Raw genomic sequence first — 24747 nt, forward strand, 5'->3', positions numbered from 1 at the left:
ATTGCTTTAGACCATTAGATCAAAAAGTCACAATTTCAAACAAAAATAATCTATCCAATCTGCTCAATCACCGCCTGACGCGCAGCACTGAAATCCGGTTTACCGCTGCCAAGGTAGGGCACAGTATCCGTAAGCAGAATCTGGGCGGGCAACATCAGCGGAGGCATCCCGCCCTCTACCAGCCGACTGCGCAGATGCTCAGCATCGGTGTCATCCTCTGCCTGTATCAGGAGCACCACTTTTTCGCCCTTCCGCTCATCAGGCAGGTTGACGGCTACCAGCGGCCGTTCTGGCTGATCGAGTATCTCCCGGACTTTACGCTCTACCGCACCCAGGCTGATCATCTCGCCACCCAGTTTAGCAAAGCGGCTGTAGCGGTCGATGATGGTCAGAAATCCATCCTCATCCAGGTGACCTTTATCACCCGATTTGTACCAGCGCAGACCATCCTGCTCGACAATTGCCGCCGCGGTTTTATCCGGCTGATTCAGATAGCCCAGCATGATCTGAGTACCGCCGATCAGGATCAAACCATCTTCACCCACCGGCAGTTCCTCCAGTGTATCCGGGTCCACAATGCGGAAGGTGGAACCCGGCAGCGCCATGCCCACAGTGCCATCGCGGCTGCCGGTTTGCACCGTCAGCGTTTCCGGCACCAGATAATCCGGCAGGTTAACGCCGGCCACCGGGGTCGTTTCGGTACAGCCATAACCTTCCAGAATCGGCACTTTAAAGCGTGACTCAAAGGCCTTACGCACCTGCGGGTCCAGCTTTTCAGCCCCGGCCACTACCGCCCGCAGAGAATTCAGCATCAGTGGATGCAGTTTGCGGTTTCGGGTGTACAACCGCAGGAAAGTGGAGGTGGCACACATCAAGGTGGCCTGATACCGGGCGACACCTCGGCCAATATTAAAAGCATCCGTCGGATCGGGGTGACAGATCACCTGAATCCCCTCTATCAGCGGCAACATGCAGGTCACTGTCAGGCCAAAGGCATGGAACAGCGGCAAAGTCGCCATGATCCGCTCTTCATCATGCACGTTGAGCACATCCGCCGTTTGTTTCAGGTTGCCAATCATATTGCGGTGACTGAGCAGCACACCCTTGGGGTCTCCTTCACTGCCAGAAGAGAACAGAATCGCAGCCGGGTCTTCCAGATCGACCCGATGACATAACCAGGCCACCACCAGCCGTGTCGGCAGCAGTGCAATCAGTGCCAGTGTGCTCAGCGCCTCAGCTTTACCGATGCCCGCCTTGATATCTTCCATAAACAACACAGTTCGGTTGGCAAACAAAGGCTCTACATCAATGCCCCGAGTCGCCAGTTTGCTAACAAACTGACGCGCTGTAACGATGGTTTCGACGTCTGCCTGCTGCAGGGCCGAAAGCTGACACGCCAATGACGCGGTGAAGTTAATGTTCACCAGCGTTCGACCGGCCATCAAACCCGCCATATTGGCAATGCAACCCGCGCTGGATGTCGGCATCAGCAGACCCAGATTCTGCCCCGATGTTTTGCGAATACGCCGGGAAAACAAAGCACAGGCGGTAAGCAGACGCCGGTGAGTCAGGGGCTCACCCTTCACATCGGTAATAGCCCAATCGGTAGGTGCCGCTTTAGCCGTACGCACAAAAGCAGGCGCCAGAGGCTCAAGGGTGCGGGTGTGTTCTTCCCAGGCGCGAATCGACAATTCAAGCACCTGTTTTTTCACCTCGGCTGCAGTGCTTTCGATCGGCATCGGTTTACCAAAGGCGGCAATCACATCCCGTTTCAGGCCCGTGGCTCGCAGTGCTTTGAGACGATCACTGGAGCGGGAAAAGCGGCTGCCCCACAACCCGCGGAGATAAAATGGAACCACCACGCCGGTTGCCCCCTGACAGGCTTTTTCAAAGCCTTTTTTGAACTCGGCCACCTGGCCGGTGTAGCTGATCGCCCCTTCCGGGAACAGGCAGACAACTTTGCCCTGATTGAGCAACTCACGCACCTGGTCCAGTGCCGTGCGGCTCTGGCCACCGGAGATTGGAATCACGCCATAACGACGCATAAACCAATTCAAATACCAACGGTTGTAGATCTCTTTATCCATCACAAAATGGATATGGCGGGGGCAGGCCATCTGCAGAATCGCCCAGTCCAGCCAGCTGACATGGTTACCCAGCAACAAAGTGCCTTTACCGTCCTCCGGCAGATGTTCAAACCCCAGCACCTGCAGGCGATATTTGCGTTTTAGCAGTGACAACACCAGCAGACGGACAAAAGCCTGCGGCACCGTATTCAATGCCAGCAGCGTTCCGCCCACCGCAATGATCGCCAGCAGGATCAACAACCAGAGGCTGTCTACGCCCAGATAGGCACACACCACCGTGAGTACCAGAAAGCTAAACATGGCGATGTTCTGGATAAAGTTGTTACCCGCCAGCACCCGTCCGGTTTCGTTTTCATCCGCATGAAACTGAATCAGGGCATTCAGTGGTACATTCATCAGCGCGCCGCTCAGACCAATGCCCAGAAATACCACCCCCTGCAGGGCCATGCTGTCCAGTTGCGGCAGCAAAATCAGGCCGATGGCCACACCACCCGCACCTAATGGAATCAAACCCAGATTGATATGATGCCGCGACCAGCGGGCCGCCAGCATCGAGCCGATCATAATGCCGATCCCCGCCAGTGCCATAACGCCCTGAATAACAAAGGTATTGTGTTGATCCAGATGGGTTTCTGCAAAGGCCGGATATACCGCCAGCATCACCTGTGAAATCGACCAGAAGATCGACAGGCCAATGATGGAGAGCCAGATAGGACGATGGGAAAAAATCAGGCCCAGATTTTTAGACAGGGTTTTACCATGGCGGTAAGCCGGCCAGTCAAACCGGGTTTGCTCATTCACTTCCTGAGTTTGTGGCAGACGCCAGGCCAGTGCCAGCTCAATCAATGAACCGAAGACCAGCACCCAACCCAGAGGTGCTACCCGTTGCAGGCTTTGCTCCGGGGTCATCTGCTCCGCGCCTTCGAGACGCAGTTCAAACATCAGTGAAAACACCATAATGCCGGACAGAATCGCCACCATACTGGCCGCCTGAACCCAGCCGTTGCCTTCACTCAGATTGTCCACACCCAACAGCTCTTTGATGTAGCCGTATTTGGCAGGTGAATAGAAGGCACTCTGCACCGCGATGATAAAGGTCAAACCAAACGCAGCAATAAACCAGCCTTGGTAATAACAAAAGGTGATCAGCAGACAGATTGCAACGGCTGCCACTGCAGCCTGTCGCATCACGCGGTTTTTAGGATACTTATCCGCAATAAAGCCACAGGGGGTAAACAACAGAATAAAAGGCAGCAGAATCAGGCCGTTCACAATGGCAGTGAGCAAGATCTGAAGTTCACCATCATACGCCTTGAACAGGGTATTCTGGATGATGATCTTGTGGCCGGAATCAACAAAAGCGTTGATAAACGCCATCAGGATAAAGGGCATAAATCCGGCAAATCGAATCAGTTTTTGCATCTCACATACTCCCTTTCACGGATGCCCCGCGCACATAAGTTTCGACCAGATCATCCAGCATCTGTCTGGGGTCTGCCTGCTGATTGAGAAACAGTTTGTCCCGCAGGCTCAGAATCGTCACACCGTGAACCCCACCCCACAGTGTACGCGCCATCTGGCTGATTGCAGCCTGATCCAGTTGCGGAAAACACTGTGCCAAGGGCTGCTCCAATTTACGGAACAACTCATCAATGCGATTACTCAGCCACTGCGGGGCATCAACATCATCAGCAGAGCGATGCTCAAACAACAAACTCCAGCGAGGTGTCCAGACCGTCGCAAAGGTGAGGTAGATTTCAGCAAACTGTTTCAGACATTCGATGGGGTCTTCACAATTGACATGCTCCAGCGCAGTCAGCAGTTTCTGCAACGTACGGCCGTTCAACTGCCAGCACAGGTCATCACGATTCTGAAACACCAGATAGAGCGCCCCGGCCGAGTAACCTATTTCTGTGGCCACTTTACGGGCAGACAATGCCGCTTCCCCCTGGGTGTCCAGAATACGTTCTGCCGCCTCCAGCGCCATCTCCTGAAGTTCTTCTCTGGAATGATCACTGCGTCGCGCCATCACTCACCTCACCAAAAACTAAACACTGTTCAATTATTTTCTAAGCAATATATTGAACAGTGTTCAGAATGTAAAGCGGGATTCTAAATTTTTACTGAATCAGCGCCGGGTCAGATATACACCGCACTCAAGGTGTTCGGTGTAGGGGAACTGATCAAACAACGCAAACCGCTCAATACGGTGGGTCTTACAGATCTGTTCAAGGTTCTGAAACAGGGTATCCGGATTACAGGAGATGTAGATGATATTCTGGTAGGACTGAACCTGCTGCACCGTATTATCATCCAGACCCGACCGCGGAGGGTCGACCAGCACCGTGGTGAAATTGCATTCGTCGAGTTTCAGATCGCGGGTACGGCGTTTTTCAAGGCTGCCATTCAGCACCAGTGAAAACTCTTCAGAACTGATCCGCACCACATCCACGTTGTCGATCTGATTAGCCGCTATGTTGAACTGCGCGGCATGCACGGAGGTTTTGGAGATCTCAGTTGCCACCACCCGGTTGAAGTTCTGCGCCAGCGGCAAGGTAAAATTGCCATTACCGCAATACAGTTCAACCAGATCGCCCCCGGCATGCTGACTGGCGTCCAACGCCCACTCAATCATGTGGCGGCAGACCTCGGCGTTAGGCTGACTGAAACTGTTTTCAACCTGTTTGTAGCTATAGTCGCGGCCGTTGATGTTGAGCTTTTCGATCACAAAATCCTGATCCAGCAAAATCCGGCTTTTGCGGGAACGACCAATCAACTGAATACCCAGCGTTTCCTTCAACTGGCGGGCAGCACTTTCCCAGCCCTCATCCAGCGGACGATGGTAAAGCAGGGTAACCAGCAACTCACCACTGAGCGTGCTGAGAAAATCCACCTGAAACAGACGATGCCGCAGCACCGGCTCGGGACGGATCAGATCAAGCAGGCGGAACATGGTGTTTTCGATGGTCGCAGACACCATCGGACAGGCTTCAACCTTATAGCGGGTATTTTTGTCGCCCGGCGCAAACATCACATAATAGAGGTCGTCTTCATCGTGCCAGACCCTGAATTCAGCCCGCATCCGATAATGCGTTTCCGGTGAGGCAAACACCTCCATCTGCGGCGGATTAAACACAGCAAACTGTTCAGCTATACGCTGCTGTTTGACCTGCAACTGGCGCTCATAGTCGGCGGGATTTACGCGGGGTAAAGCCATGGGATTCTCGTAGCTTTGAAATCAGGAGCGGCATTCTAACAAATTGCGCAGACAAGTACTGCGCTTACTGCATACCCAGCATCACTTCTTCCTGGAAGTCGGCAATCAAGATCTGCCAGGCCATCAGCGGTTTTTCCATGCCTTCTCGGTTGATGTAAGCATTGTTCAGCTTGCTGGCGAGGGAACAGCCCATGGTGTTATCCATGGAGCGCACCAGCGCATCCGCTACGTGCACCGCCATCAGTACCGAGAACCCGGGGGTCTGACTGGCATTGGGGAAGTGATGAAACAGCACCGCTTCGATCACCGAAGTCGGCATATGCCAGCCATACATCAAATGCGCACCCACTTCAGCATGAGTGACACCAAATTCAAGTTTTTCCAGCGCATAGAGCGGCTGATCCAGCGACACCGCCTCGGACATAATCTCCTGATAGACACCGGCACTACGCGCTGCCAGAACCTGAATGCCGATATCATGCAGCAACCCTGCTACAAACGCCTGATTCTGCACATAAGGCCGGGCTTTCACCGCGCGACAGAGGTGCTGCGCGGCCTTGCCCACCAGCATGCTGCGCTGTTGCAGGGTCGAAAACGGGAAGCTTTTCCAGCGTTCATTTTCCGGGAAAGAGGCAAACAGATGGGCTGCCAGCAACAGGTCACGCAGCGTGCGGGCATCCAGCAGACTGGCAGCTTCCAGCGGGGATTCAATTTCTCGGTGGTAGCCGTACCAGGCGGAATTGACCAGCTCCATCAGCCTGGCAGTGACATCGGGTTCGGAATTCAATAGATCGGAGATAGCTTTCGGCGTCAGTGCTTCACGCCGCATCTGTTTGCGTATCTGCAGATAGGAACGTGGCAACTCAACCTGCATATTCAGCACGGACATGTAACGCAGGATATCCTGCTTAAACAGAATCTGGGTCAGACGCTGCCCGGTTTCGATAGCCTGGATCAACGTTTCGATCGGACAGGTGTCCAGCAGGGCATGATGGGTCACTTCTGAAGCAAAAAATGCCTGACGCATGGTGAGGTGGCTGGTCAGCACAATCCGGATTACATCCGGAAAACGCTCCTGCACCGCTTCCATCAGCCCCAGTTCCAGATCAGGATGATCACTCAGCATGGCCAGAAATACCTGAACCTGCTGTTCTTCGACCACCTGCAGGGTTTCATCAACTTCAATGGATTTCAAGTAGATCAGCTCGGCACCCTGCTCACGCTCCAGCGCATTGCACTGTACGCGCAGGTAGCCCGTCGGATCGAGAACCAGAACTCGGACACCCTGTAATTTGTCTGTTTCTTGCTGAGCCATGCAGTTCCTGTTCTGTCTCGAAAGAGGCGATATTATACAACCGGGATTAGGCTATCGGCATCCGCTTTGCAAGCTTAACACGCGGTCGTAATTCTGTGAGCTATCCGCTGCAACGGATTCGTAATCGTTGATAAAAAAGCGTAAAATCGCCGCTTTCCTGAGGAAGGTGCGAAAAAGTCCTATAGATTCTCAGCGGATCGTTAAGCCTGCAGATGCAAGGCGTAGTTTGCAGACAATGGCCGTAGCCCTTGGCAAAAACTGCAACATCGCAGATGCAGGCTTAACGGCCCGCCTTTATGCCCTTTGGGTACTTCGGGGCTTTCAGTCCGATGCGTACTCTGTGTTGCTTCTTTTTGACAGGTCCCGACATGCCTGCAAAGAAGCGCCTTGATTCCACATCGGACTAAAAGCCTGAGAGACCATAGGACTTTGTCGCACCTTCCCTAAACGCTTAAGTTTTGCAGGTTTTCTTCACGTCATGACTGACAGTTCACGCAAAATTCTGGTTACCAGCGCCCTGCCCTACGCCAACGGCCCGATTCACCTGGGTCACCTCGTAGAATACATCCAAACCGACATCTGGGTTCGCTTTCAGCAGCAGCGCGGCCATCAGTGCACCTATGTGTGTGCCGACGATGCTCACGGTACGCCAATCATGCTTAAAGCAGATCAGCTTGGCATCAGCCCACAGGCATTGATTGATCAGGTGAGTCAGGAGCACCAGCGGGATTTTGCCGGTTTTCTGGTCAACTTTGACAACTACTACAGCACTCACTCTGAAGAAAACCGTCACTTTGCATCGCTGATCTATACCGCGCTGCGCGATGGTGGTCATATTGAACGCAAGACCATTACTCAGGCCTACGACCCGGTCAAAGAGATGTTCCTGCCGGACCGTTTTGTGAAGGGCGAGTGTCCCAAGTGCGGTGCCGCTGACCAGTATGGGGACTCCTGTGAGAAGTGCGGCGCCACTTACAGCCCAACCGAATTGAAAAATCCCTACTCTGCTGTTTCCGGTGCCACACCGGTGGAACGCGAGTCTGAGCACTATTTCTTCAAGCTGGGCAACTTTGAAGCCTTCCTGCGCACCTGGGTTGATAACCATGTGCAGGAGCAGATGATCCACAAACTCAATGAGTGGTTTGAAGCAGGTCTGCACAACTGGGATATCTCCCGCGACGCACCCTACTGGGGCTTTGAGATTCCGGACGCACCCGGCAAATATTTCTACGTCTGGCTGGATGCGCCTATCGGCTATATGGCCAGCTTTAAAAACTGGTGCGACAAGCAGGGCGTAGATTTTAATGCCTACTGGGGTGCTGATTCCGATGCCGAGCTGTACCACTTTATTGGTAAAGATATCGCCTATTTCCATACCCTGTTCTGGCCAGCCATGCTGGAAGGTGCCGGTTTCCGCAAACCGAATGGTGTGTTCTGCCACGGTTTCCTGACTGTGGATGGCCAGAAGATGTCCAAGTCACGCGGTACCTTCATCATGGCGGAAACCTATCTGCAGCACCTGCGCCCTGAATACCTGCGCTACTACTTTGCCGCCAAGCTCGGCTCCGGCATTGATGATATCGACCTGAATCTGGACGATTTCCGCATGCGGGTGAATGCCGACCTGGTGAACAAGGTGATCAATATCGCCTCCCGCTGCGCCGGTTTCATTAAAAAATTCAGCGGCGGCGAACTGGCTGCGGCTCTGACTGAACCGGCGTTGTATGCAGATGCCGTGGCAGCCGGTGAGCAGATTGCCAATTGCTACGAAAAGCGCGAATACAGTCGGGCGATGCGTGAAATCATGGCGCTGGCCGACCGTGCCAATCAGTACATTGATGCCGCCGAGCCTTGGGTCCTGGCGAAACAGGAAGGTCAGGAACAGGCCGTAATCGATTGCTGCACCATGGGCATCAACCTGTTCCGTGTGATCATGACCTACCTTGCGCCGGTACTACCGCAGGTGGCTGAGGATGCAAAAACCTTCCTGAATGTTGAGAGCCTTGGCTGGAATCAGATCCAACAGCCGCTGCTGTCGCACAGCATTAACAAATTCAAACCGATGATGCAGCGGGTAGAAGCCGATCAGGTAAATGCCATGATCGAAGCCAGCAAGGCAACGCTGGCGGCGACCGAAAGTCAGATCACTCCGGCAGCAGGCCCATTGGCAGACGAACCGGTTCAGGATACGATTGAATTTGCTGATTTTGCCAAAGTGGACCTGCGTGTGGTCCGCATTGCCAAAGCAGAACATGTTGAGGGGGCCGATAAACTGCTGCGCCTGACACTGGATCTGGGTGGCGAAACCCGTCAGGTATTTGCGGGCATCAAATCCGCCTATGCACCGGAACAACTGGAAGGCAAACTGACGGTCATGGTTGCCAACCTGGCACCACGCAAAATGAAATTTGGTGTGTCTGAAGGCATGGTATTGGCAGCCGGCCCGGGTGGACAGGACCTGTGGATCCTGAGCCCGGATGACGGCGCTCAGCCAGGCATGCGCATCAAGTAATCACCGTCAGTCACACACTCAGCGTTTAACGAACGGACTTCGTTGATACAGCACTGCCTGATCTATCAGGCAGTGCCCTACTGAACAGGGATTTTTCAAATTTGGCCAACGCAGCGAACAGGTCGATGCTACGCAAAGCCGGCTGGAGGCAGATGCCTCTGACGATCGTTCTGTTATTGCTTGTTATCTTTCCCCTGCCCCTGTCCGCCGCCACGCTGGCCGTGCTCTACCCAAAAACTGAACCCGTCTATCAGGAAGTCTTCGATCAGATCATTACAGGCATCCAAACCGCACATCCTGAACCAGTGCTGCATTACCCCCTTGATACCGAATTCAATAAGGCTGATCTGCTGGAAAAATTAAAACGGGATCAGGCCGAGATGGTGATTAGTCTGGGGCGAAGCGGATTGACACTGGTACCCGAATTGCGCAAAACCTACCCGGTTGTGGCCGGCGCCCTGCCCCTCACTCCCGCCCTGAATATTTCAGGTGTAAGCTTGATTGAGGAGCCTGCCAGTCTGTTCCGCCAGTTACAGCAACTGTCACCGGCGACCAAACGGGTGGTGACTGTGTTCAGCCCCGGCAATCGCTGGTTAATGCGCCGTGCCATGGAAGCCGCCCAGCAGTTCAACCTTGAACTGATCCCGATTGAAGTCACCAATCTGACCGAAGCCGTCACCCGATACCGGCAGATATTGCCGCGTCTGAATAACCAGACAGATGCCATCTGGCTGCCGGTTGACCGCATTTCGGTCAACGAGCAGGCACTATTGCCACTGCTGTTGCAATCCTGCTGGAAACTTAAGCTACTGGTTTTTTCCAGCCGCCCCTCACATGTAAAACGCGGCATTCTGTTTTCGATCTATCCTGACAGTCGCGCCTCTGGTATACGCATGACCGAGATGGTCAAGCAACTGAACAACACTGGAGAACAACCCGGCATTGAGCTTTCAAACTCCAATCTGGTCGCGGTGAACCTGCTGACCGCAGAGCATTTAGGGTATAGTTTCGATGAAACCCTGAAGCAATCCTTTTATGTGACAGTACCGGTTAAAGAAAATTGATGAATGCATCGAACCCACTCCCGCCGCAGAAAACGGTCAGCCTGAAGCGACATCTGCATCTTTTTGTTGTGGGTTTTATTTGTCTGATTGCTCTGTCCAGCGTGCTGGTTTCAGCTTGGGTCGCCGGCAGCCAGTCCAGTCAGGTACTGCAACGCCACTCACTGCAGATTGCCAGCAACCTGGCAGAATTGAGCGTTTTACCGCTGATCACCGGCAGCGAAGAAAACGCCCGACTGGCGATTCAGCAGGTACAGGGATTTGACGATATTGTCGGCGTCAGCATCTTCAACACTAACATGACGCCACTGGTCCAACGTGGCGAGTTTATTGGCCAGCAGACCTCACCTGGGCAGATGTTCAATCTGAGTCTGCCCACGGTAGTAGAAGATACGACAAAGCACTGGTTGATCTGGGCACCTGTCACGTTGAAAAACCCTGAAGATCAGATCAGCGAACTCAGCCTGGAGGATACGGCTCCTCAGTTGCTGGGTTATGTCGCCATCAAGGTGTCCAAACACTCCCTACTTAATCTGATTCAGCAAATCCTGTTTTACAGCGTGGTCACCGCTATCGTCTTTACCCTGCTGATGTCGCTGCTGATGAATCGGGTGCTGCAGCGTCTGACCCGGCCACTCTATAACCTCTCAAATACCATGAAACTGGCCAGAACCTCAGGGCAATACCCCTCTGCCCGACTGGAAGGACCCAAAGAGATACAGCGCATGGCCGTCAGCTTCAACGAGATGATGGATGTCCTGAAAAAACAGGAGCAACAACTACTGGCCCTCAATGCCGGACTGGAAACCGAAGTCGAAATCCGCACTGAGGAGTTACGTCATGCCCGTGATGCCGCGTTGATTGCCGTGCGGACCCAGTCCGAGTTTCTGGCCAATATCAGCCATGAGCTCAGAACGCCGCTGCAGGCGAATATCGGCTATATCGAACTGGTGCGGGAAGAGCTCAGTTATGCGGGCATGACCGACCTGACATCCGATCTGGATGAAGCCCTCAAGTCCGCAGAACGACTACTGGCGATGATCAATATCATTCTGGATCTGGCGAAATGTGAATCCGGCAGGATGGACGTACAGGCGCAATCCACCAGCCTAGCAACCATCCTGAGCGAAGTGGAAGGCATTATCCGGCCACTGGCGCAGAAGAATCAGAACACGCTGATTATTCAGCCACCGCCACTTGAGCATGCCATTACGCTGGATAAGGACAAGGTACAGCAGGTATTGATTAACCTGCTTTCAAATGCCTGTAAGTTCACTGACCAGGGTGAAATCGAGCTAGTCTGTTCAGCAGAGGATCATCAATTGATCTTCAGTGTACGGGACACCGGGATCGGTATCGCTGCAGACCAACAGGCATTGATATTTGAAAAATTCCGTCAGGCCGATGGCAGCATCAAACGCCGTTTTGATGGCACCGGTCTGGGTCTGGCGATTTCCCGGCATTTTGCCGAGCTGATGGGTGGCAGTATTGAGGTTGAAAGTGAGCCTGGGCAGGGTGCCGTATTTACCTTCAGCCTGCCTCTGCAGCCACGCTAGACTCCAGTCCCAACGCTTCAATAGGCTGGGGACGACCCAGATAATAACCCTGCGCAAAATCAACACCGATATCACAGAGGATTTTCAGGGTTTCAGCGTCTTCTACAAATTCGGCCACAGTGTGCTTACCCAGCGCGTGTGCCACATCCCGAATAGACTTCACCAATGCCAGATCAATACTGCTGTGTTTAAGTTCTTTGATGAACGAGCCATCAATCTTGACCGTCTCGGCTGGCAGGTTCTTCAGGTAGGCAAAGGTACTGAAACCGGTACCAAAGTCATCAATGGAAAAACCACAACCCATGGCTGAAAGCGCTTCCACCATCCCCTGCGTTGCAGTCAAGTTCGACAGGCTGGCATTTTCTGTCAGCTCAAAGATGATCCGGTTTGGATCGACTGCATACTCTTTCAGTTTTTCCTGCACAAAGGGAACCAGTCGCTCATTCTGAAACGCATGCGCTGACAGATTGATCGACACCTTTTTCAGATTTGGCGTAATTGACAGTGTGTAGATGGATTTAGCCACCACATGCAGGTCCAGCAACCCCATGTCTTCAAAGCGCTCAAGCGCCGGAATAAACTGGCCGGGATAGATAATTTCGTCGTCAATTACCAGTCGCACCAGCGCTTCATAATACGCCACCTGATCAAAGGGCGCGCTGTACACCGGCTGAAAATGCAGTACCAGATTGTCCTGCTCTATCGCCCGTTGCACAGCATGCAGCCACAACATACTGCTGCGTACATCTCCGCTGGCCTCATCTTCTTCGGTGTAGACATGCACCCGGTTCCGCCCCCGGCGTTTAGCCACATACAGGGCGATATCCGCTTGCTGCAGATAATCCTGGGGTTTACTGCCACGGCCATCGATCAGGCTGATGCCGATACTGCAACTTACTTTGAGCACCTGACCACCAAAGATAAATTGCTCTGACGCCATCATCTCGCACAGACCACCAGCAATTTCCCGAGCCTGATCCAGTTCGGTATTGCTGAGCAGCACCGCAAACTCATCCCCACCAATACGGCACAGGCGGTCTGAATCACGCAACATCCGATGCAACCTTTCGGATGCTTCTTTCAGCACAAAGTCACCACGATGATGACCCAGGGTATCGTTGATCGCTTTGAAATGGTCCAGATTGATATAGAGCAGCGCGTGATTGATTTTACTGCGACGGGCCAGCGCTGCTACCTGCATCAGCTCGGTATCAAAATAGTGGCGGTTATAGAGTCCGGTCAGAGAGTCATGAATGGCCAGATGTTCCAGTCGCTGTTCGGCACGTTTGCGGGCGGAGATATCATCAATGGCAACTGTGATTGCCATCTGGCTACTGCCGCGACGAATAGTATTCAGTCGCGCCTCGACCCAGCTACCGTGGTTAAAGCGGTCGCGCAGTTTAAATTCAATATGCAGGCTGAATCCCTGCCCACTGCGTAAATTTTTCAGAGCCCGTTTGATGACATTGACTGAACTGTTGGAGTCCGGGTAGACAAAATCGAGCAACTCTTTTCCCAGCGATTGCTGGAAACTCATGCCGGTCAGCTGACTCCAGGTTTCATTGGCAAATACCACACAACCATGACTGTCGAGTTCCAGCACCGCTGTGGCCAGATTATCCAGAATTACCCGGTGCTCCCGGGCCTGGGATGCCAGTGCATGCTCGTTGCGCTGTACGGTCAGAATCGCATCGGCAAACTGTTCGTTACTGATGATAAAGTCTTTACGACGGGCGGCTATTTCACACACCCGGCGCAACTGTTCGGTAGAGAAAGGCTTACTGATAAAGTCAGCCGCCCCTTTCATCATCATCTCTTCAGCCAGCTCCATTGAGCCGTGTGCTGTCATTAAAACAACGGTCTGGTCCGGTTTTTCGAGCAGCATCTGCTGCATGATCTCCGGGCCTGAGATACCCGGCAGCATCACATCCAGCAATACCAGGTCATAATCACCACGCCGCCACTCCCTCAGACCGGCATCGCCATCCGCCAGCAGTTCCACATCAAAACGTGAACGTAATACTCGGGAGATCAGTGCGGCGGTTTGTGCAGCATCCTCGATCACCAGTAACCGGGGTTTGCGGCTGATCTGTTCGCGATGTTTAGCGGCGGTAATTTTCTCTGCCAGCGACTGATGGTCACTGAAAGGAAGCAGGTAATCGATGTCAAACTCACGTGCCGTCGTTTCGGCAATGCGTTTACACCAGATGGAGGTCACAATGATAAACGGAATATCTTCGGGGCAGTTAAATACGCCTGAACGCACCATGCGCGCCAACCGCCAGCCATCAAGACCCTGCACTGTAACGTCACTTACAACACAGCTAATATCCTGTTGTTTGAGGCTACGCAATGCGTCGCGTGCGTCTGTGGCTTCTATGACGTCGTAGTCGGTCTTAGTGCGCAAATACCTTGTAAGCACTTCGCGTTGCGCACTATCGCCGTTAACCAGCAGGAGCTTCTCTTGGCGATACATCCTAATCATCCAGAACTGTTCGGCCCGGGCAACTTCCCTGCAGGCTCGTTATTATATTGGTCTAATGCCCATTGAATCGCACAATAACGCCACTATGCGTTAGCATCAAGTTGCATTTTATCTAATATAGGAAACCGATTCCATGTTGCACAATTACAGTGAAGCCTGCGAACGTAATCAGCAACCCATTCTGGATGTGCTGCAGCATTATCTCCAGCCAAGTCATCGGGTGCTTGAAATCGGCAGCGGCTCGGGACAACACGCCCTGTTCTGTGTTGAACAATTGCAACATAATCACTGGCAACCTTCTGAACTACCCGGCAACCTGGCAGCACTGCAGCACAACCTGTCACTGTTTAATCTGTCCGGCATCCGCAGCCCTATCCCGCTGGATGTTAGTATGCCACCCCGATTCAGCCACGCCTACGATCTGCTCTTTACGGCGAACACGCTGCATATTATGAGCTGGTCCTCTGTACAGGATTTAATCAGGCTGGCAGGAGAGATTATCGCACCGGAAGGATTTATGGTTGTATACGGACCTTTCCGGTACCAGAATGCATATACCAGTCCCAGCAACGCCGCCTTTGACCAGTGGTTAAAACAGCGAGACCCCCAAAGCGGGATCCGTGATTTTGAAGCACTGGAATCGCTGGCAAACGATGCCAACCATTTTTTGCTGAAAGACTGGACGATGCCTGCCAACAATCAGTGTCTGGTCTGGCAAAAACAGGGCTAACCAACCCCGGTCCCCTGCTGATCTGGAGATCCATGCATGCGTTACACCACTGACCATCTGGAAGAGTTAAATGTATTGAGTCTGTTCACTCTGGAAACCACTCAGGAAGGTATCAAGGTCCATTCTAATGCACGACCGGAAGTGATTGCTGCCACTCAGCGTCTGTTCGATAAAGGCCTGATCACTCAAGCTGATGGCGGCTACCTGACGCCGTTGGGGCATGATGCTGCAGAGCACAGTCAGGTGTTGCTGACCATTCTCTGCAGCGAAAGCAGAGTTACACTTTAATTCTCATGCATGCCTGTTCGCTTAGCCTTCAGCCATGTCTGAATTGAGTGCACGGTACTGCTGATCCAACAATAACAGCCCCGCTTCGGTAATGCGTGACAACGCCACTTCGGGGCTGTTCAGATAACGCAGAGTATGTTCTGCCAGCGCCATTAACTGCGGCTGCCGTGTTACGGTGAACAGGTCCAGCAGCAGTTGCGCTGCCGCGATATTTTCATCCAGCTGCGGAAGCGGTTTTAGCGGTGTACCATTATCAGCCGCGCTGACTAATCCTGCTCTGGGATGCTTCAGGTAACGATCAATAAAACCAGCAGTGGCAACAGCACGCTGCAGAGCCTGCTGGTCATTGGTGATCTGATAATAGGTCAGCAGTGCACGTGCCATCACCAGATTATCCATCAGGTAGGGTCCAGCGGTATCAACACGGTCATGCCGAAAACCGGCCTGTCCCAGACGACGTTCCGTAAATACCCAGACCATCGCCTGCTCAGCCCGCTGCAACAAGGCGGGCGATTGTGTCACCTGATAGAGTTGTAGCAAGGCATCAATAGCGTACCCTGTCGCAGAGGCATAAACTTGCGGCGCAATTCTGGGCAGCCCTTTCTCTAACCGGGCTTTGCGGTCCAGAGCATAATAAGCGTGAGCTTTTTTACCCGGTTCCAGATCCGCATCCTGTGAATTATAAAAGCCGCCACCGGGAGCCGACATAAACTCCAGCAGATAGGACACAATAGACTCGGCCGCTTTCAGATAGCGCGGCTCTTTAAACTGCCGGTATGCCTGCAGGTAGAGATCAACATAACGGGACTGGACGCGCATGATTTTTTCGTAATGGGGATGCTGCCAGTCACCATGGGTGGAATACTGATAGGCCCCGCCAAACACCGGGTCAATCAGATTAAGCGCCCCATCAAGGGTAAGTCTGGCCCGCTGCTCGGCCTGAGTATCGCCCTGCGCTGCCAGTTTTAGATCCCATACCATCGAATCGCGCTCGATAAACTTCTGGCCTATGTCCAGACCGCCGCGCTGGTAATCAAACCGCTTGGCATGACGCTCTTCCAGCCGGGTTTTAATTTCAGGATCAAGCAGCGGGTCCTCATTAATGTTTTCAGGGTAAGCCAGATGACTGCCCTGAGGTGAAGGGTCATCAATAATGCCCTGCAATATAACCCGCATCTCCTCGGGTGATATGTAGCCGGCACGTTTCAGTAATTCCGTACCGTCAGGCGCATAGATAATCGTCGCAGGCCACCCCCAGTCGCGATATCGTTCAGCCAGATCCGGACGGGCATCATGGTCTGCTTTCATCACAATGAAGTGCTCGCGCAGTAAAGCGATGACAGCTGGATCCTCGTATGTCGATGCTTCCATAACATGACACCAGTGACACCACACCGCCAACAGATCCAGCAACATGAATTTGTCCTGCTGCCGAGCCTGTTCGAAGCTGGTTTTATCATGCTCGCGCCAGGTCAATGCCGGGTCGTCTGCTGCAGCAACCTGAGTGCTGATCATGACCAGCCCGCAGAAGAGGCTGATCGCAAGGTGCTTCCTTATAGACAGGTTCATTCTTTTCACATCTCCATTGATTTACTCTGTCTACGCAGTAAAGGGACTAATGGATGCGAAAACGCTGAACCTAAAAAAGGGCCATCCGGCCCTTTCAGAAAAATGCGTTATGCATTCTCAACGATGTTCACGCACGAATTGCGCTAAAACATGATTTAATTCAGCAGCATGAAAGCGGTCACCCCGCCGGTCTGCACATTTCAGATCGTCCAGTATCATGCTCCTGATAATCTGCTCCTCATGACGCTCCAGCAGCTCATGGCCCACCGCCATCGCAATCATGTTATCCACATGTTCATGCTCAGCAATGGCTGCCACCTCCCCTGCGGTGAGGTCGCTCAGATCCAGACACTCTCTGTAAGTCAACATAACCCATACCTCCCTCAACCGTTTGCCTTTCACTCTTATTTACAGTGTAGAAGGTCAAACGCGGCAATCTGGCTGCGCAAGCCTTACTGACAGGCAGAACTGAGCAACAGATGATTCAGATCAATCCGCCTGAAACGGACGCATTTAAGGGCCTGTTACTTGCAAGCAGAACCTGCTGCTTTATCATGCCGCTTCAATCAGAAAAAAGGATCTAGGGATGACACCTGAAGCTTTGACCGATGCGTTGAGAAGTGGCGCGTCACTCGACTTTGAAGACACCATCAATGTGATTACGGAACATTTTGACTACACCGCTACCGATTTTAAAAACGGGGATGTGGAAAATGCCGCCGGCCAAAACGAAGGCAGCTGCAAAATCTTTGCCTTTGCCCAGTTGATGGGTCTGGATGAAGAAACCACCCTGAAATGTTTTGGCCGCTTCTATCAGGATGTACTCAACACACCTGAAGGCAGCGACCATGGCAATATTCGTAATTTCATGCAAAACGGCTGGAGCGGCATCCAGTTCAGCGGCACCGCCCTCACCCGAAAAGCCTGAGTGGATCAGGCCAGACGATCATCTGCCACATGGTAGCGGGGGTCTTCGATCACGTTGACCTCCACCAATGAACCTGCCCGTTCCAGCAGCGCCAGACACTCAGGACTCAGGTGGCGAATCTTCAGCTCCTTGCCAGCCTTGTCATAACGCACAGCCAGGGCATCAATCGCTTCAAGCCCGGAGTGGTCCATAACCCGACAGTTGGCAAAGTCCACAATCACTTCCGGCGGATCATAACGCGGGTTAAAACGATCGCGAAACGCCTGCACAGAACCAAAAAACAGCGGCCCGTTAGGCAGATAAATTTTGGTATCGAATTCATCTCGAATTTCAAAGTGCATGGAACGGGCATGTTTCCATGCAAACACCAGTGCAGAGATAATTACCCCGACTATCACCGCAATCGCCAGATCGGTCAGCACGGTCACCACCGCCACACTGATCCCGACAATGGTATCGGACAATGGAATCTTGCCCAGCAATCGGAAACTGGCCCATTCAAAAGTACCAATCACCACAATAAACATCACACCCACCAGGGCCGCTACCGGGATCTGCTCGATCAGGCTGGAGCCGACCAGAATAAACGCCAGCAGGAACAGGGCCGCAGAGATGCCTGAAGTACGGCCACGGCCACCGGAGTTGATATTGATCATGCTCTGACCAATCATCGCGCAGCCACCCATACCACCAAAAAAGCCTGTCACCACATTAGCCGTGCCCTGACCAATACACTCTTTGTTACCCCGGCCACGGGTTTCGGTCATCTCGTCAATCAGGGTCAGTGTCAGCAGGGATTCAATCAGACCAATCGCCGCCAGAATAAGGGCGTAAGGCACAATAATACGCAGCGTCTCAAGCGAGAAAGGCACTTCAGGCAGGGCAAACACCGGCAGTCCGCCAGCGATTGTCGCCGCCGGATTACCGGTCATATCGGCCAGTACATCCTGTACGGTGCGAGCATCCAGATCCAGTCCGATCACCAGCAGGCTGACGGTGAGAATCGCCGCCAGAGAAGAAGGAATGAGGCGTGTAATCTTAGGTAAAAAATGAATAATGGCCATGGTCAGGGCAATCAGACCCAGCATCATCCAGAGATCAGCACCCTGCAGCCACTGCATCACACCCATTTCATCGCTGTACTGGAACTGCTTCAGCTGGGCGAGAAAAATAACAATCGCCAGGCCATTCACAAAGCCAAGCATCACCGGATGGGGCACCAGCCGGATAAATTTCCCCAACCTGAAAGCCCCCGCCAGAATCTGGAATACCCCCATCAGCACTACGGTTGCGAACAGGTACTGAACCCCATGCTGCGCCACCAGACTGACCATCACCACCGCCAGTGCACCGGTAGCACCAGAAATCATACCGGGACGACCGCCGATCGCCGCCGTGATCAACCCCACCATAAAGGCAGCGTACAATCCCACCAGTGGTTCCACACCCGCCACAAACGCAAACGCAACGGCTTCAGGCACCAGCGCCAGCGCAACGGTCAAGCCTGAAAGCAGATCGTTCTTCAAATTTTGCGGTCGCGTTAAAAGATTCTGAAACATGGACAGGATTCCGGTTATCTAGGGGGATTTGAACGGCTTCTTCAAAACGAAAAGCCGACTATTATACCAGATAAAACCGTGTATTACAGAATAGCGGGGCGAATCGCGCATAGCAGCTTACGCCTTAATTCCTGCTGGTGTGCAAACGCAATATTACTGGCTAACTGAAATAGAGGATCAGGCAACTTAACCTGTTCAACTGAACATAACCCGGAAAGATTCTGCCAAGCAGGCGGCAGTCGTGAGGGGTGTGCTGCACAACCCCCCTCGGGATCCGCTACCAGATACTTCACGCGCCCTATGCCCGTCAGCAAAATCCGACTGAAGCACATCGGGCAGGGTTCGAGCAGGGTCAACAGTGTCAACTGTTCAGGAGTGACGGTTGTTGGCTGCGCGGCCTGATATTGATCCAGCAGACGCATTTCAGCATGGGCCGCTGGCGTAAAGCCCTGACTGAAAACACGATTCTCCGCCTCAAACAGGCACTCACCCTCTGCATCCAGCAACAGGGCAGAAACACCATAATTACCGGCCTGCAGTGTCAACAGTGCACGTTCACAACAACGCAAGGCCTGCTGCATCTGCAGGTTTGCGTCACTGAACTGAATCCGGCACAGCGCCAGTTGCTGCTCCAGTGTCAGGGGAGACGCGTCATCACTCATCACATAACCACGCTCAGAAATGCCACTTGATTAACAGTGACGGGTTACGTTCATCAATGCCATGGACACCAAACTTATTGTTCCAATGGGCATACTCAAGTCCCAGATACAAACGCTCACCCCACCCTTTACTGACAGGTACCTGCCACTTTAGCTGAGAAGTGAAATTCATCTCAGCCGCATGCATTCCACTGGCCGAGGACCAGTCCAGAAAACCATCATACAAAAATGACTGTCCGGCAATCGAAAATGGATAGGCCCAGGTCAGCGTCATCTGCTCATCATTATCCCAGCGCGCATTTTCGACCTTATACAGGTTGATATTGGCATAGATAAAACCAGGCAGGTTAAAACCGATACCCACCCCATACAGCAGGTTGTTAAAACGTTTACCCAGAGCACGACCCGATTCCACCATGCCAGCCAGATACACCGCATTGACAAAGCCTGATGCTTCACCTGTTGCCGCATACAACTTGTAACGTGGGGCCCACTCTCCGTAGGTTTCATAACTGCCGTCAGCTGATTTAAGCCGGTCAACAAACAGAAACCAGTCTCCCCAGCCAAAGACAGAGGCCTGTTCAAACGTCACGACTTCACGCTGATCATCGCCCAGCTGATAGTGACTGCCGTTCAGATAGGTCAGGCTTGAAGTGGAAAATAACCGTTCTGCTTGCGCCACAGACGGTAAGAGGATCAGGCAACACAACAACACGCGAGACAGCATGCGCTCTACCTTTAAAAGAATTGATAAGTGGCGGCGTTCACTCTGAAATTGAAGTAACGCCGGGCCAGAGGCTGAGCTGCTCTACTTTGGTCTGCTCAGGATGCAGCAGCTTGAACCCTACTCCAAGCAAGCGCACCGGTTTCTGCCCCCGCGAATAGGCCTCGAGCAACAACGCCTCATACAGTGACTGTGTCGGCAGGCTGATCTGATGCTCCACGGTGGTTTGACTGAAATCGGCAAATTTAACCTTTACAACGATAGCGCTGATGCCACGATTCTCCAGATGTTTCTGACTCCGCAGGTACAGCCGCTCAATCAACAGCGGGAGTTGTTCCAGACAGGCAGCGTAATCTGGCAGGTCATGGGCAAAGGTATGTTCAACGCTGACGGATTTGCGGATCCGTGTCAGGCCCACCGGGCGCTCATCAATACCCCGCGCCAGTTCATACAGCCGCTGCCCAAATTTGCCAAACCGGTCAATAAGATCATCCTGCGCCTGCTGTCTCAGCTCCAGGCCATTGGTAATACCCCATTGCGCCAGTTTCTGAGCGGTTTTCTCACCCACACCCGGCAGTTTTCCAACCGGCAAGTCTGACAGAAAATCCACCACCTGACCGGGTTTGATCACAAACAGACCATCAGGTTTACGCCAGTCACTGGCGATTTTGGCCAGAAACCGGTTGGGCGCGACACCGGCCGAAACCGTGATCCCCAGTTGCTGCTTTACGGTCTCTCTGATGGCGTTTGCAATACGGGTGGCACTGCCCTGCATCAGGCGTGATCCGGTCACATCCAGATAGGCTTCATCAATCGAGATCGGCTCTACTGCGGCGGAAAACTGTTGCAGTATTGTCATCACCTGAGATGAGACCTGGCGGTATTTTTCCATATTGCCAGGCAGAAGCGTCAATTGCGGACAACGTCTCAGGGCTTCAGCTGTGGCCATCGCCGAACGCACACCATACTGACGGGCAGGATAGTTGCATGTGGAAATTACCCCGCGGCGATCTACACTTCCACCTATAGCCAACGGAATTTCTGACAAAGCCGGATTGTCCCGCATCTCAACAGCGGCAAAAAAACAATCACAGTCGATATGAATGATTTTGCGTTGGGTCAACATAATTAATACTGTAAATATATACAGCATTATAAAACAGAATAAAAACAACACAAGACACATTCAGTGCCCTTTCAGGTCGGCTGAATGGCTGGAGACAGGCTATGAAAGAAGGCGAAGAGTGGGACGGTCAGAACCGACGTCACGGGCACGAAAGACGAACGCATCACGACCGTCGGGAAGAGGTCCGTTTTGAACCGGGCAAACCTGACCGCCGCAAAAATCACGGCCGTCGGCGCGAAGATAAAGATATCTGGTTCCATCGCGAAGATTAACGCCGCCTGATAAACACCAAACGCAGTCTCAGTCATGCTAGCTGACTGAGTCTGTCATCATTCAGTCACCAAATTATCAATTTACTGTCACGGCACTGGCATAGAGTGCCTGACATGAATACAGAGAATCTATACCCCGTCCCCGTTACACCGGTCATCAACGTCGAAAAAGCGTTGCTGGCAAAATATCCTGCATTTGAACAGAAACCACCTTTGATGCAACGCTCTGCGCTCTACTTGCTGCGCAAGCTGGTGCGTGAGCAGGAGATCAATGGTTTTCTGAATGAACATCAGGACCTGAAGGGTTTTGAATTTGTTGATAAAGTGCTGGAGCACTTCAATTTCAGTTATAACCTGAGTCACACCGACCGGGCCAATATCCCCTCTTCCGGCCGCGTGGTGATTATTGCCAATCACCCCCTGGGTGCACTGGACGGACTGGCCTTATTGAAAATGGTTGGCGAGATCCGCAGGGATGTAAAAATCATCGCCAATGATCTGCTGATGAGCCTTGCACCGCTGAAAAGCCTGCTTTTACCGGTGGACAACATCGGCAAGAGCACACGCAAAGCTGATATCAACCGCATTGTCGATAGTCTGCATCAGGAAGAGGCGGTGATTGTTTTCCCCGCCGGAGAGGTATCTCGCGCCGGTCTGACCGGAATTCGCGACGGCAGCTGGCACAGTGGTTTCCTGTTATTTGCCCGTAAAGCCAACGCCCCGATTCTGCCGGTGTATGTCGGAGGCAAAAACTCCTCACTGTTTTACGGCATATCCAGCCTAAACCGTCAGCTTTCCACCCTGCTGTTGGCACGGGAGATGTTCCAGAAGCATGATCAGTCACTGAAAATGCGTGTGGGTGAAGCCATACCGTTCAGTCAGATTGACGCCGTTCCTGTCTCTTCCAGAGAGAAAGCCAAACTGCTGAAGCGGCATCTGTATCGGATCGCCAAGGGCAAAAAACCGCTGTTCATCACGGAAAAAACCATCGCTCACCCTCAGAGTCGGCAGATTCTGAAACAGGAACTGCGACAGGCACAGCGTCTGGGTGAAACCGCCGATGGTAAAAAAATCTACCTGTTTGACTACAAACCGGATTCAGCGGTAATGCAGGAGATTGGCCGATTGCGGGAAATTTCTTTCCGTCAGGTGGGCGAAGGCACAGGTCAAAAGCGGGATCTGGACCGTTATGACAGTTATTACCGCCATCTCATTTTATGGGATGAGGAAGAGCTGGAAATTGCCGGCGCCTATCGACTGGCTGAAACAGCCCGTTTGATTGCGGACCCTGCCACACCGATCTACAGCAGCTCCCTGTTTCGTTACAGTGAAGCCATGCAGCCTTATTTTGCTCAGGGCATTGAACTGGGCCGCAGTTTTGTCCAACCCAAATACTGGGGCAAACGCAGTCTGGATTACCTCTGGTATGGCATTGGCGCATACCTGAAGCAGCACCCTGAGGTCCGGTACATGTTTGGCCCGGTCAGTCTGAGCAACAGTTACCCCAAAATTGCCCGGGATCTGTTGGTGTGGTTCTACCGCCACTACTTTGGTGATACCGAAGGGCTGGCCCGTTCCAACACCCCCTATCAGCTGGATACGGACACTGAGGAGCAATTCAGCAACCTGTTCAGCGGGAACGATTACAAAGCGGATTTCCGCTACCTTAAAGAACAGCTGGACTATCTGGGGGTCAGTGTGCCAACCCTCTACAAACAATACAGTGAAGTATGTCAGGAGGGCGGTGTACGCTTTCTGGACTTTGGCATTGATGCCGACTTCGGTTATTGCGTTGACGGCCTGGTGATGGTGGACATGCACTACCTCAAAGACAACAAACGTGCCCGTTATCTGGGTAACTCAACTGATTAACGCGAAACACGCAACAGCCTGAACTTTGCCCCAGACAAAAACACTATACTGATAACAGTTCTGTTTTTGGGGCAAAGCATGGGCCGACTTCCCACCACTACACACCGTTCTAACCGGCAGGAGATCGATCAATTTATCGATGAACTGCGACAAACACCGGCACTGGTCACTGGCAACAGCGGTCGCCTGCTGTTTGCACTGGATGCAACCGCCAGCCGACAACCCACCTGGGATCAAGCCAGCCACCTGCAAAGCGAAATGTTCTCAACCGCGTCAACGGTAGGCAATCTGCAGATTCAACTCTGCTACTTCAGAGGCTATCGGGAATTTCAGCACAGCCGCTGGCTGAACGATAGCCGCCAGCTGTTGCAGCAGATGAATCAGGTCCGCTGCGCCGCCGGTCACACCCAGATCGCCCGGGTAATGCAGCATGCGATCCATGAAACCCGGCAAAAGCCAGTTCAGGCTGTGGTGTTTATCGGTGATAGTATGGAAGAGACACTGGACCACCTCTGCCAACTGGCGGGTCAATTAGGCCTGCTCAACACACCGGTATTCCTGTTTCAGGAAGGCACTGATCCGGTGACTTATCATGCAATGCAACAGATAGCCCGTCTTTCCGGCGGCGCGCATCTGCAGTTTGATCAGCGCAGTGCCGATCAGCTCAAAGCATTACTCAACGCGGTTGCGATCTACGCTACGGGTGGTAAAAAGGCACTTGAACACTACGCCCAAAATCACGAAAAATCCGTATTACGTCTGACACAACAACTCAAATAAGGAA

At 52.8% G+C, this 24747-nt stretch carries 20 protein-coding genes; 9 read left to right on the forward strand and 11 right to left on the reverse strand.

Going from position 1 to position 24747, the window contains the following annotated elements:
- Positions 1–50: 50 nt before the first annotated feature.
- From P2G53_RS03425 to P2G53_RS03440, 4 genes are all read right to left on the reverse strand, one after another.
- Positions 51–3509, reverse strand: a complete 3459-nt coding sequence (locus P2G53_RS03425; RefSeq protein WP_275813772.1) for an acyl-[ACP]--phospholipid O-acyltransferase — start codon at positions 3507–3509, stop codon at positions 51–53.
- A 1-nt stretch (position 3510) separates the two neighbouring features.
- The gene (locus tag P2G53_RS03430; RefSeq protein WP_275813776.1) at positions 3511–4116 is read right to left on the reverse strand and encodes a WHG domain-containing protein; all 606 of its coding nucleotides are present in this window, start codon (positions 4114–4116) and stop codon (positions 3511–3513) included.
- Positions 4117–4215: 99 nt separating this feature from the next.
- Positions 4216–5304, reverse strand: coding sequence for a tRNA (uridine(54)-C5)-methyltransferase TrmA (gene trmA / locus P2G53_RS03435; protein WP_275813778.1), 1089 nt, complete (start codon positions 5302–5304; stop codon positions 4216–4218).
- Positions 5305–5368: 64 nt separating this feature from the next.
- Positions 5369–6619 (reverse strand): HDOD domain-containing protein, encoded by a 1251-nt coding sequence (locus tag P2G53_RS03440; protein WP_275813781.1) that lies wholly within the window; start codon positions 6617–6619, stop codon positions 5369–5371.
- A 478-nt stretch (positions 6620–7097) separates the two neighbouring features.
- Here P2G53_RS03440 and metG point away from each other — a divergent pair, with 478 nt between their 5' ends.
- The 3 genes from metG (at position 7098) to P2G53_RS03455 (ending at position 11748) form a co-directional block, all read left to right on the forward strand.
- Positions 7098–9131, forward strand: coding sequence for a methionine--tRNA ligase (gene metG / locus P2G53_RS03445; protein ID WP_275813784.1), 2034 nt, complete (start codon positions 7098–7100; stop codon positions 9129–9131).
- Between the two features lie 152 nt (positions 9132–9283).
- Complete coding sequence (locus P2G53_RS03450; RefSeq protein ID WP_275813787.1) at positions 9284–10195, forward strand: ABC transporter substrate binding protein; 912 nt, start codon at positions 9284–9286, stop codon at positions 10193–10195.
- A complete protein-coding gene (locus P2G53_RS03455) occupies positions 10195–11748 on the forward strand; it encodes an ATP-binding protein (RefSeq protein WP_275813789.1) in 1554 nt (517 codons plus the stop codon). Before P2G53_RS03450 ends, P2G53_RS03455 begins: the two co-directional genes overlap by 1 nt.
- Here P2G53_RS03455 and P2G53_RS03460 read toward each other — a convergent pair.
- Positions 11723–14224: an EAL domain-containing protein gene (locus P2G53_RS03460; protein ID WP_275813791.1), complete on the reverse strand. Its 2502-nt coding sequence runs from the start codon at positions 14222–14224 to the stop codon at positions 11723–11725. The genes P2G53_RS03455 and P2G53_RS03460 overlap by 26 nt on opposite strands.
- Before the next feature lie 142 nt (positions 14225–14366).
- Here P2G53_RS03460 and P2G53_RS03465 point away from each other — a divergent pair, with 142 nt between their 5' ends.
- A complete protein-coding gene (locus P2G53_RS03465) occupies positions 14367–14963 on the forward strand; it encodes a DUF938 domain-containing protein (protein ID WP_275813793.1) in 597 nt (198 codons plus the stop codon).
- A gap of 36 nt (positions 14964–14999) precedes the next feature.
- Positions 15000–15251 carry a TIGR02647 family protein gene (locus P2G53_RS03470; protein WP_275813795.1) on the forward strand — a complete coding sequence of 84 codons (252 nt, stop codon included), beginning with the start codon at positions 15000–15002 and terminating at the stop codon, positions 15249–15251.
- Between the two features lie 21 nt (positions 15252–15272).
- Here the strand turns inward: P2G53_RS03470 and P2G53_RS03475 are convergent, their stop codons facing one another.
- Entirely contained in the window at positions 15273–16766 is a 1494-nt protein-coding gene (locus P2G53_RS03475) for a DUF255 domain-containing protein (RefSeq protein ID WP_275813798.1), read from the reverse strand.
- 171 nt (positions 16767–16937) lie between these two features.
- Positions 16938–17189: a hypothetical protein gene (locus tag P2G53_RS03480; protein ID WP_275813800.1), complete on the reverse strand. Its 252-nt coding sequence runs from the start codon at positions 17187–17189 to the stop codon at positions 16938–16940.
- Between the two features lie 217 nt (positions 17190–17406).
- On the opposite strand from P2G53_RS03480, the gene P2G53_RS03485 reads away from it, so the two are divergent.
- On the forward strand, positions 17407–17748 hold the full coding sequence (locus P2G53_RS03485; RefSeq protein ID WP_275813803.1) for a HopJ type III effector protein: 342 nt from the start codon (positions 17407–17409) through the stop codon (positions 17746–17748).
- Positions 17749–17753: 5 nt separating this feature from the next.
- Here the strand turns inward: P2G53_RS03485 and P2G53_RS03490 are convergent, their stop codons facing one another.
- From P2G53_RS03490 to dinB, 4 genes are all read right to left on the reverse strand, one after another.
- Positions 17754–19307, reverse strand: a complete 1554-nt coding sequence (locus P2G53_RS03490; RefSeq protein WP_275813806.1) for a SulP family inorganic anion transporter — start codon at positions 19305–19307, stop codon at positions 17754–17756.
- Positions 19308–19390: 83 nt separating this feature from the next.
- Positions 19391–19969 carry a deaminase gene (locus tag P2G53_RS03495; RefSeq protein WP_275813809.1) on the reverse strand — a complete coding sequence of 193 codons (579 nt, stop codon included), beginning with the start codon at positions 19967–19969 and terminating at the stop codon, positions 19391–19393.
- A 13-nt stretch (positions 19970–19982) separates the two neighbouring features.
- Complete coding sequence (locus P2G53_RS03500) at positions 19983–20696, reverse strand: outer membrane protein OmpK (protein WP_275813812.1); 714 nt, start codon at positions 20694–20696, stop codon at positions 19983–19985.
- A gap of 37 nt (positions 20697–20733) precedes the next feature.
- Positions 20734–21819: a DNA polymerase IV gene (gene dinB / locus P2G53_RS03505; RefSeq protein ID WP_275813815.1), complete on the reverse strand. Its 1086-nt coding sequence runs from the start codon at positions 21817–21819 to the stop codon at positions 20734–20736.
- A 101-nt stretch (positions 21820–21920) separates the two neighbouring features.
- On the opposite strand from dinB, the gene P2G53_RS03510 reads away from it, so the two are divergent.
- From P2G53_RS03510 to P2G53_RS03520, 3 genes are all read left to right on the forward strand, one after another.
- A complete protein-coding gene (locus P2G53_RS03510) occupies positions 21921–22091 on the forward strand; it encodes a hypothetical protein (protein WP_275813818.1) in 171 nt (56 codons plus the stop codon).
- 114 nt (positions 22092–22205) lie between these two features.
- The gene (locus tag P2G53_RS03515; RefSeq protein WP_275813821.1) at positions 22206–23963 is read left to right on the forward strand and encodes a lysophospholipid acyltransferase family protein; all 1758 of its coding nucleotides are present in this window, start codon (positions 22206–22208) and stop codon (positions 23961–23963) included.
- A 78-nt stretch (positions 23964–24041) separates the two neighbouring features.
- The gene (locus tag P2G53_RS03520) at positions 24042–24743 is read left to right on the forward strand and encodes a VWA domain-containing protein (protein WP_275813824.1); all 702 of its coding nucleotides are present in this window, start codon (positions 24042–24044) and stop codon (positions 24741–24743) included.
- Positions 24744–24747 lie beyond the last annotated feature (4 nt).

This window comes from Neptuniibacter sp. CAU 1671, from assembly GCF_029222905.1.
Classification (GTDB): Bacteria; Pseudomonadota; Gammaproteobacteria; order Pseudomonadales; family Balneatricaceae; genus Neptuniibacter.

What these genes read in the sequence shown, in the direction of transcription:
- P2G53_RS03515 (WP_275813821.1), top strand. Translation starts at nt 22,206, where the DNA reads ATGAATACAGAGAATCTATACCCCGTCCCCGTTACACCGGTCATCAAC.
- P2G53_RS03520 (WP_275813824.1), top strand. Translation starts at nt 24,042, where the DNA reads ATGGGCCGACTTCCCACCACTACACACCGTTCTAACCGGCAGGAGATC.
- P2G53_RS03425 (WP_275813772.1), bottom strand. Translation starts at nt 3,509, where the DNA reads ATGCAAAAACTGATTCGATTTGCCGGATTTATGCCCTTTATCCTGATG.
- P2G53_RS03485 (WP_275813803.1), top strand. Translation starts at nt 17,407, where the DNA reads ATGACACCTGAAGCTTTGACCGATGCGTTGAGAAGTGGCGCGTCACTC.
- P2G53_RS03495 (WP_275813809.1), bottom strand. Translation starts at nt 19,969, where the DNA reads ATGAGTGATGACGCGTCTCCCCTGACACTGGAGCAGCAACTGGCGCTG.
- P2G53_RS03440 (WP_275813781.1), bottom strand. Translation starts at nt 6,619, where the DNA reads ATGGCTCAGCAAGAAACAGACAAATTACAGGGTGTCCGAGTTCTGGTT.
- dinB (WP_275813815.1), bottom strand. Translation starts at nt 21,819, where the DNA reads ATGTTGACCCAACGCAAAATCATTCATATCGACTGTGATTGTTTTTTT.
- P2G53_RS03480 (WP_275813800.1), bottom strand. Translation starts at nt 17,189, where the DNA reads ATGTTGACTTACAGAGAGTGTCTGGATCTGAGCGACCTCACCGCAGGG.
- P2G53_RS03460 (WP_275813791.1), bottom strand. Translation starts at nt 14,224, where the DNA reads ATGTATCGCCAAGAGAAGCTCCTGCTGGTTAACGGCGATAGTGCGCAA.
- P2G53_RS03510 (WP_275813818.1), top strand. Translation starts at nt 21,921, where the DNA reads ATGAAAGAAGGCGAAGAGTGGGACGGTCAGAACCGACGTCACGGGCAC.
- P2G53_RS03475 (WP_275813798.1), bottom strand. Translation starts at nt 16,766, where the DNA reads ATGATCAGCACTCAGGTTGCTGCAGCAGACGACCCGGCATTGACCTGG.
- P2G53_RS03450 (WP_275813787.1), top strand. Translation starts at nt 9,284, where the DNA reads ATGCCTCTGACGATCGTTCTGTTATTGCTTGTTATCTTTCCCCTGCCC.
- P2G53_RS03470 (WP_275813795.1), top strand. Translation starts at nt 15,000, where the DNA reads ATGCGTTACACCACTGACCATCTGGAAGAGTTAAATGTATTGAGTCTG.
- P2G53_RS03490 (WP_275813806.1), bottom strand. Translation starts at nt 19,307, where the DNA reads ATGTTTCAGAATCTTTTAACGCGACCGCAAAATTTGAAGAACGATCTG.
- trmA (WP_275813778.1), bottom strand. Translation starts at nt 5,304, where the DNA reads ATGGCTTTACCCCGCGTAAATCCCGCCGACTATGAGCGCCAGTTGCAG.
- P2G53_RS03500 (WP_275813812.1), bottom strand. Translation starts at nt 20,696, where the DNA reads ATGCTGTCTCGCGTGTTGTTGTGTTGCCTGATCCTCTTACCGTCTGTG.
- P2G53_RS03465 (WP_275813793.1), top strand. Translation starts at nt 14,367, where the DNA reads ATGTTGCACAATTACAGTGAAGCCTGCGAACGTAATCAGCAACCCATT.
- metG (WP_275813784.1), top strand. Translation starts at nt 7,098, where the DNA reads ATGACTGACAGTTCACGCAAAATTCTGGTTACCAGCGCCCTGCCCTAC.
- P2G53_RS03455 (WP_275813789.1), top strand. Translation starts at nt 10,195, where the DNA reads ATGAATGCATCGAACCCACTCCCGCCGCAGAAAACGGTCAGCCTGAAG.
- P2G53_RS03430 (WP_275813776.1), bottom strand. Translation starts at nt 4,116, where the DNA reads ATGGCGCGACGCAGTGATCATTCCAGAGAAGAACTTCAGGAGATGGCG.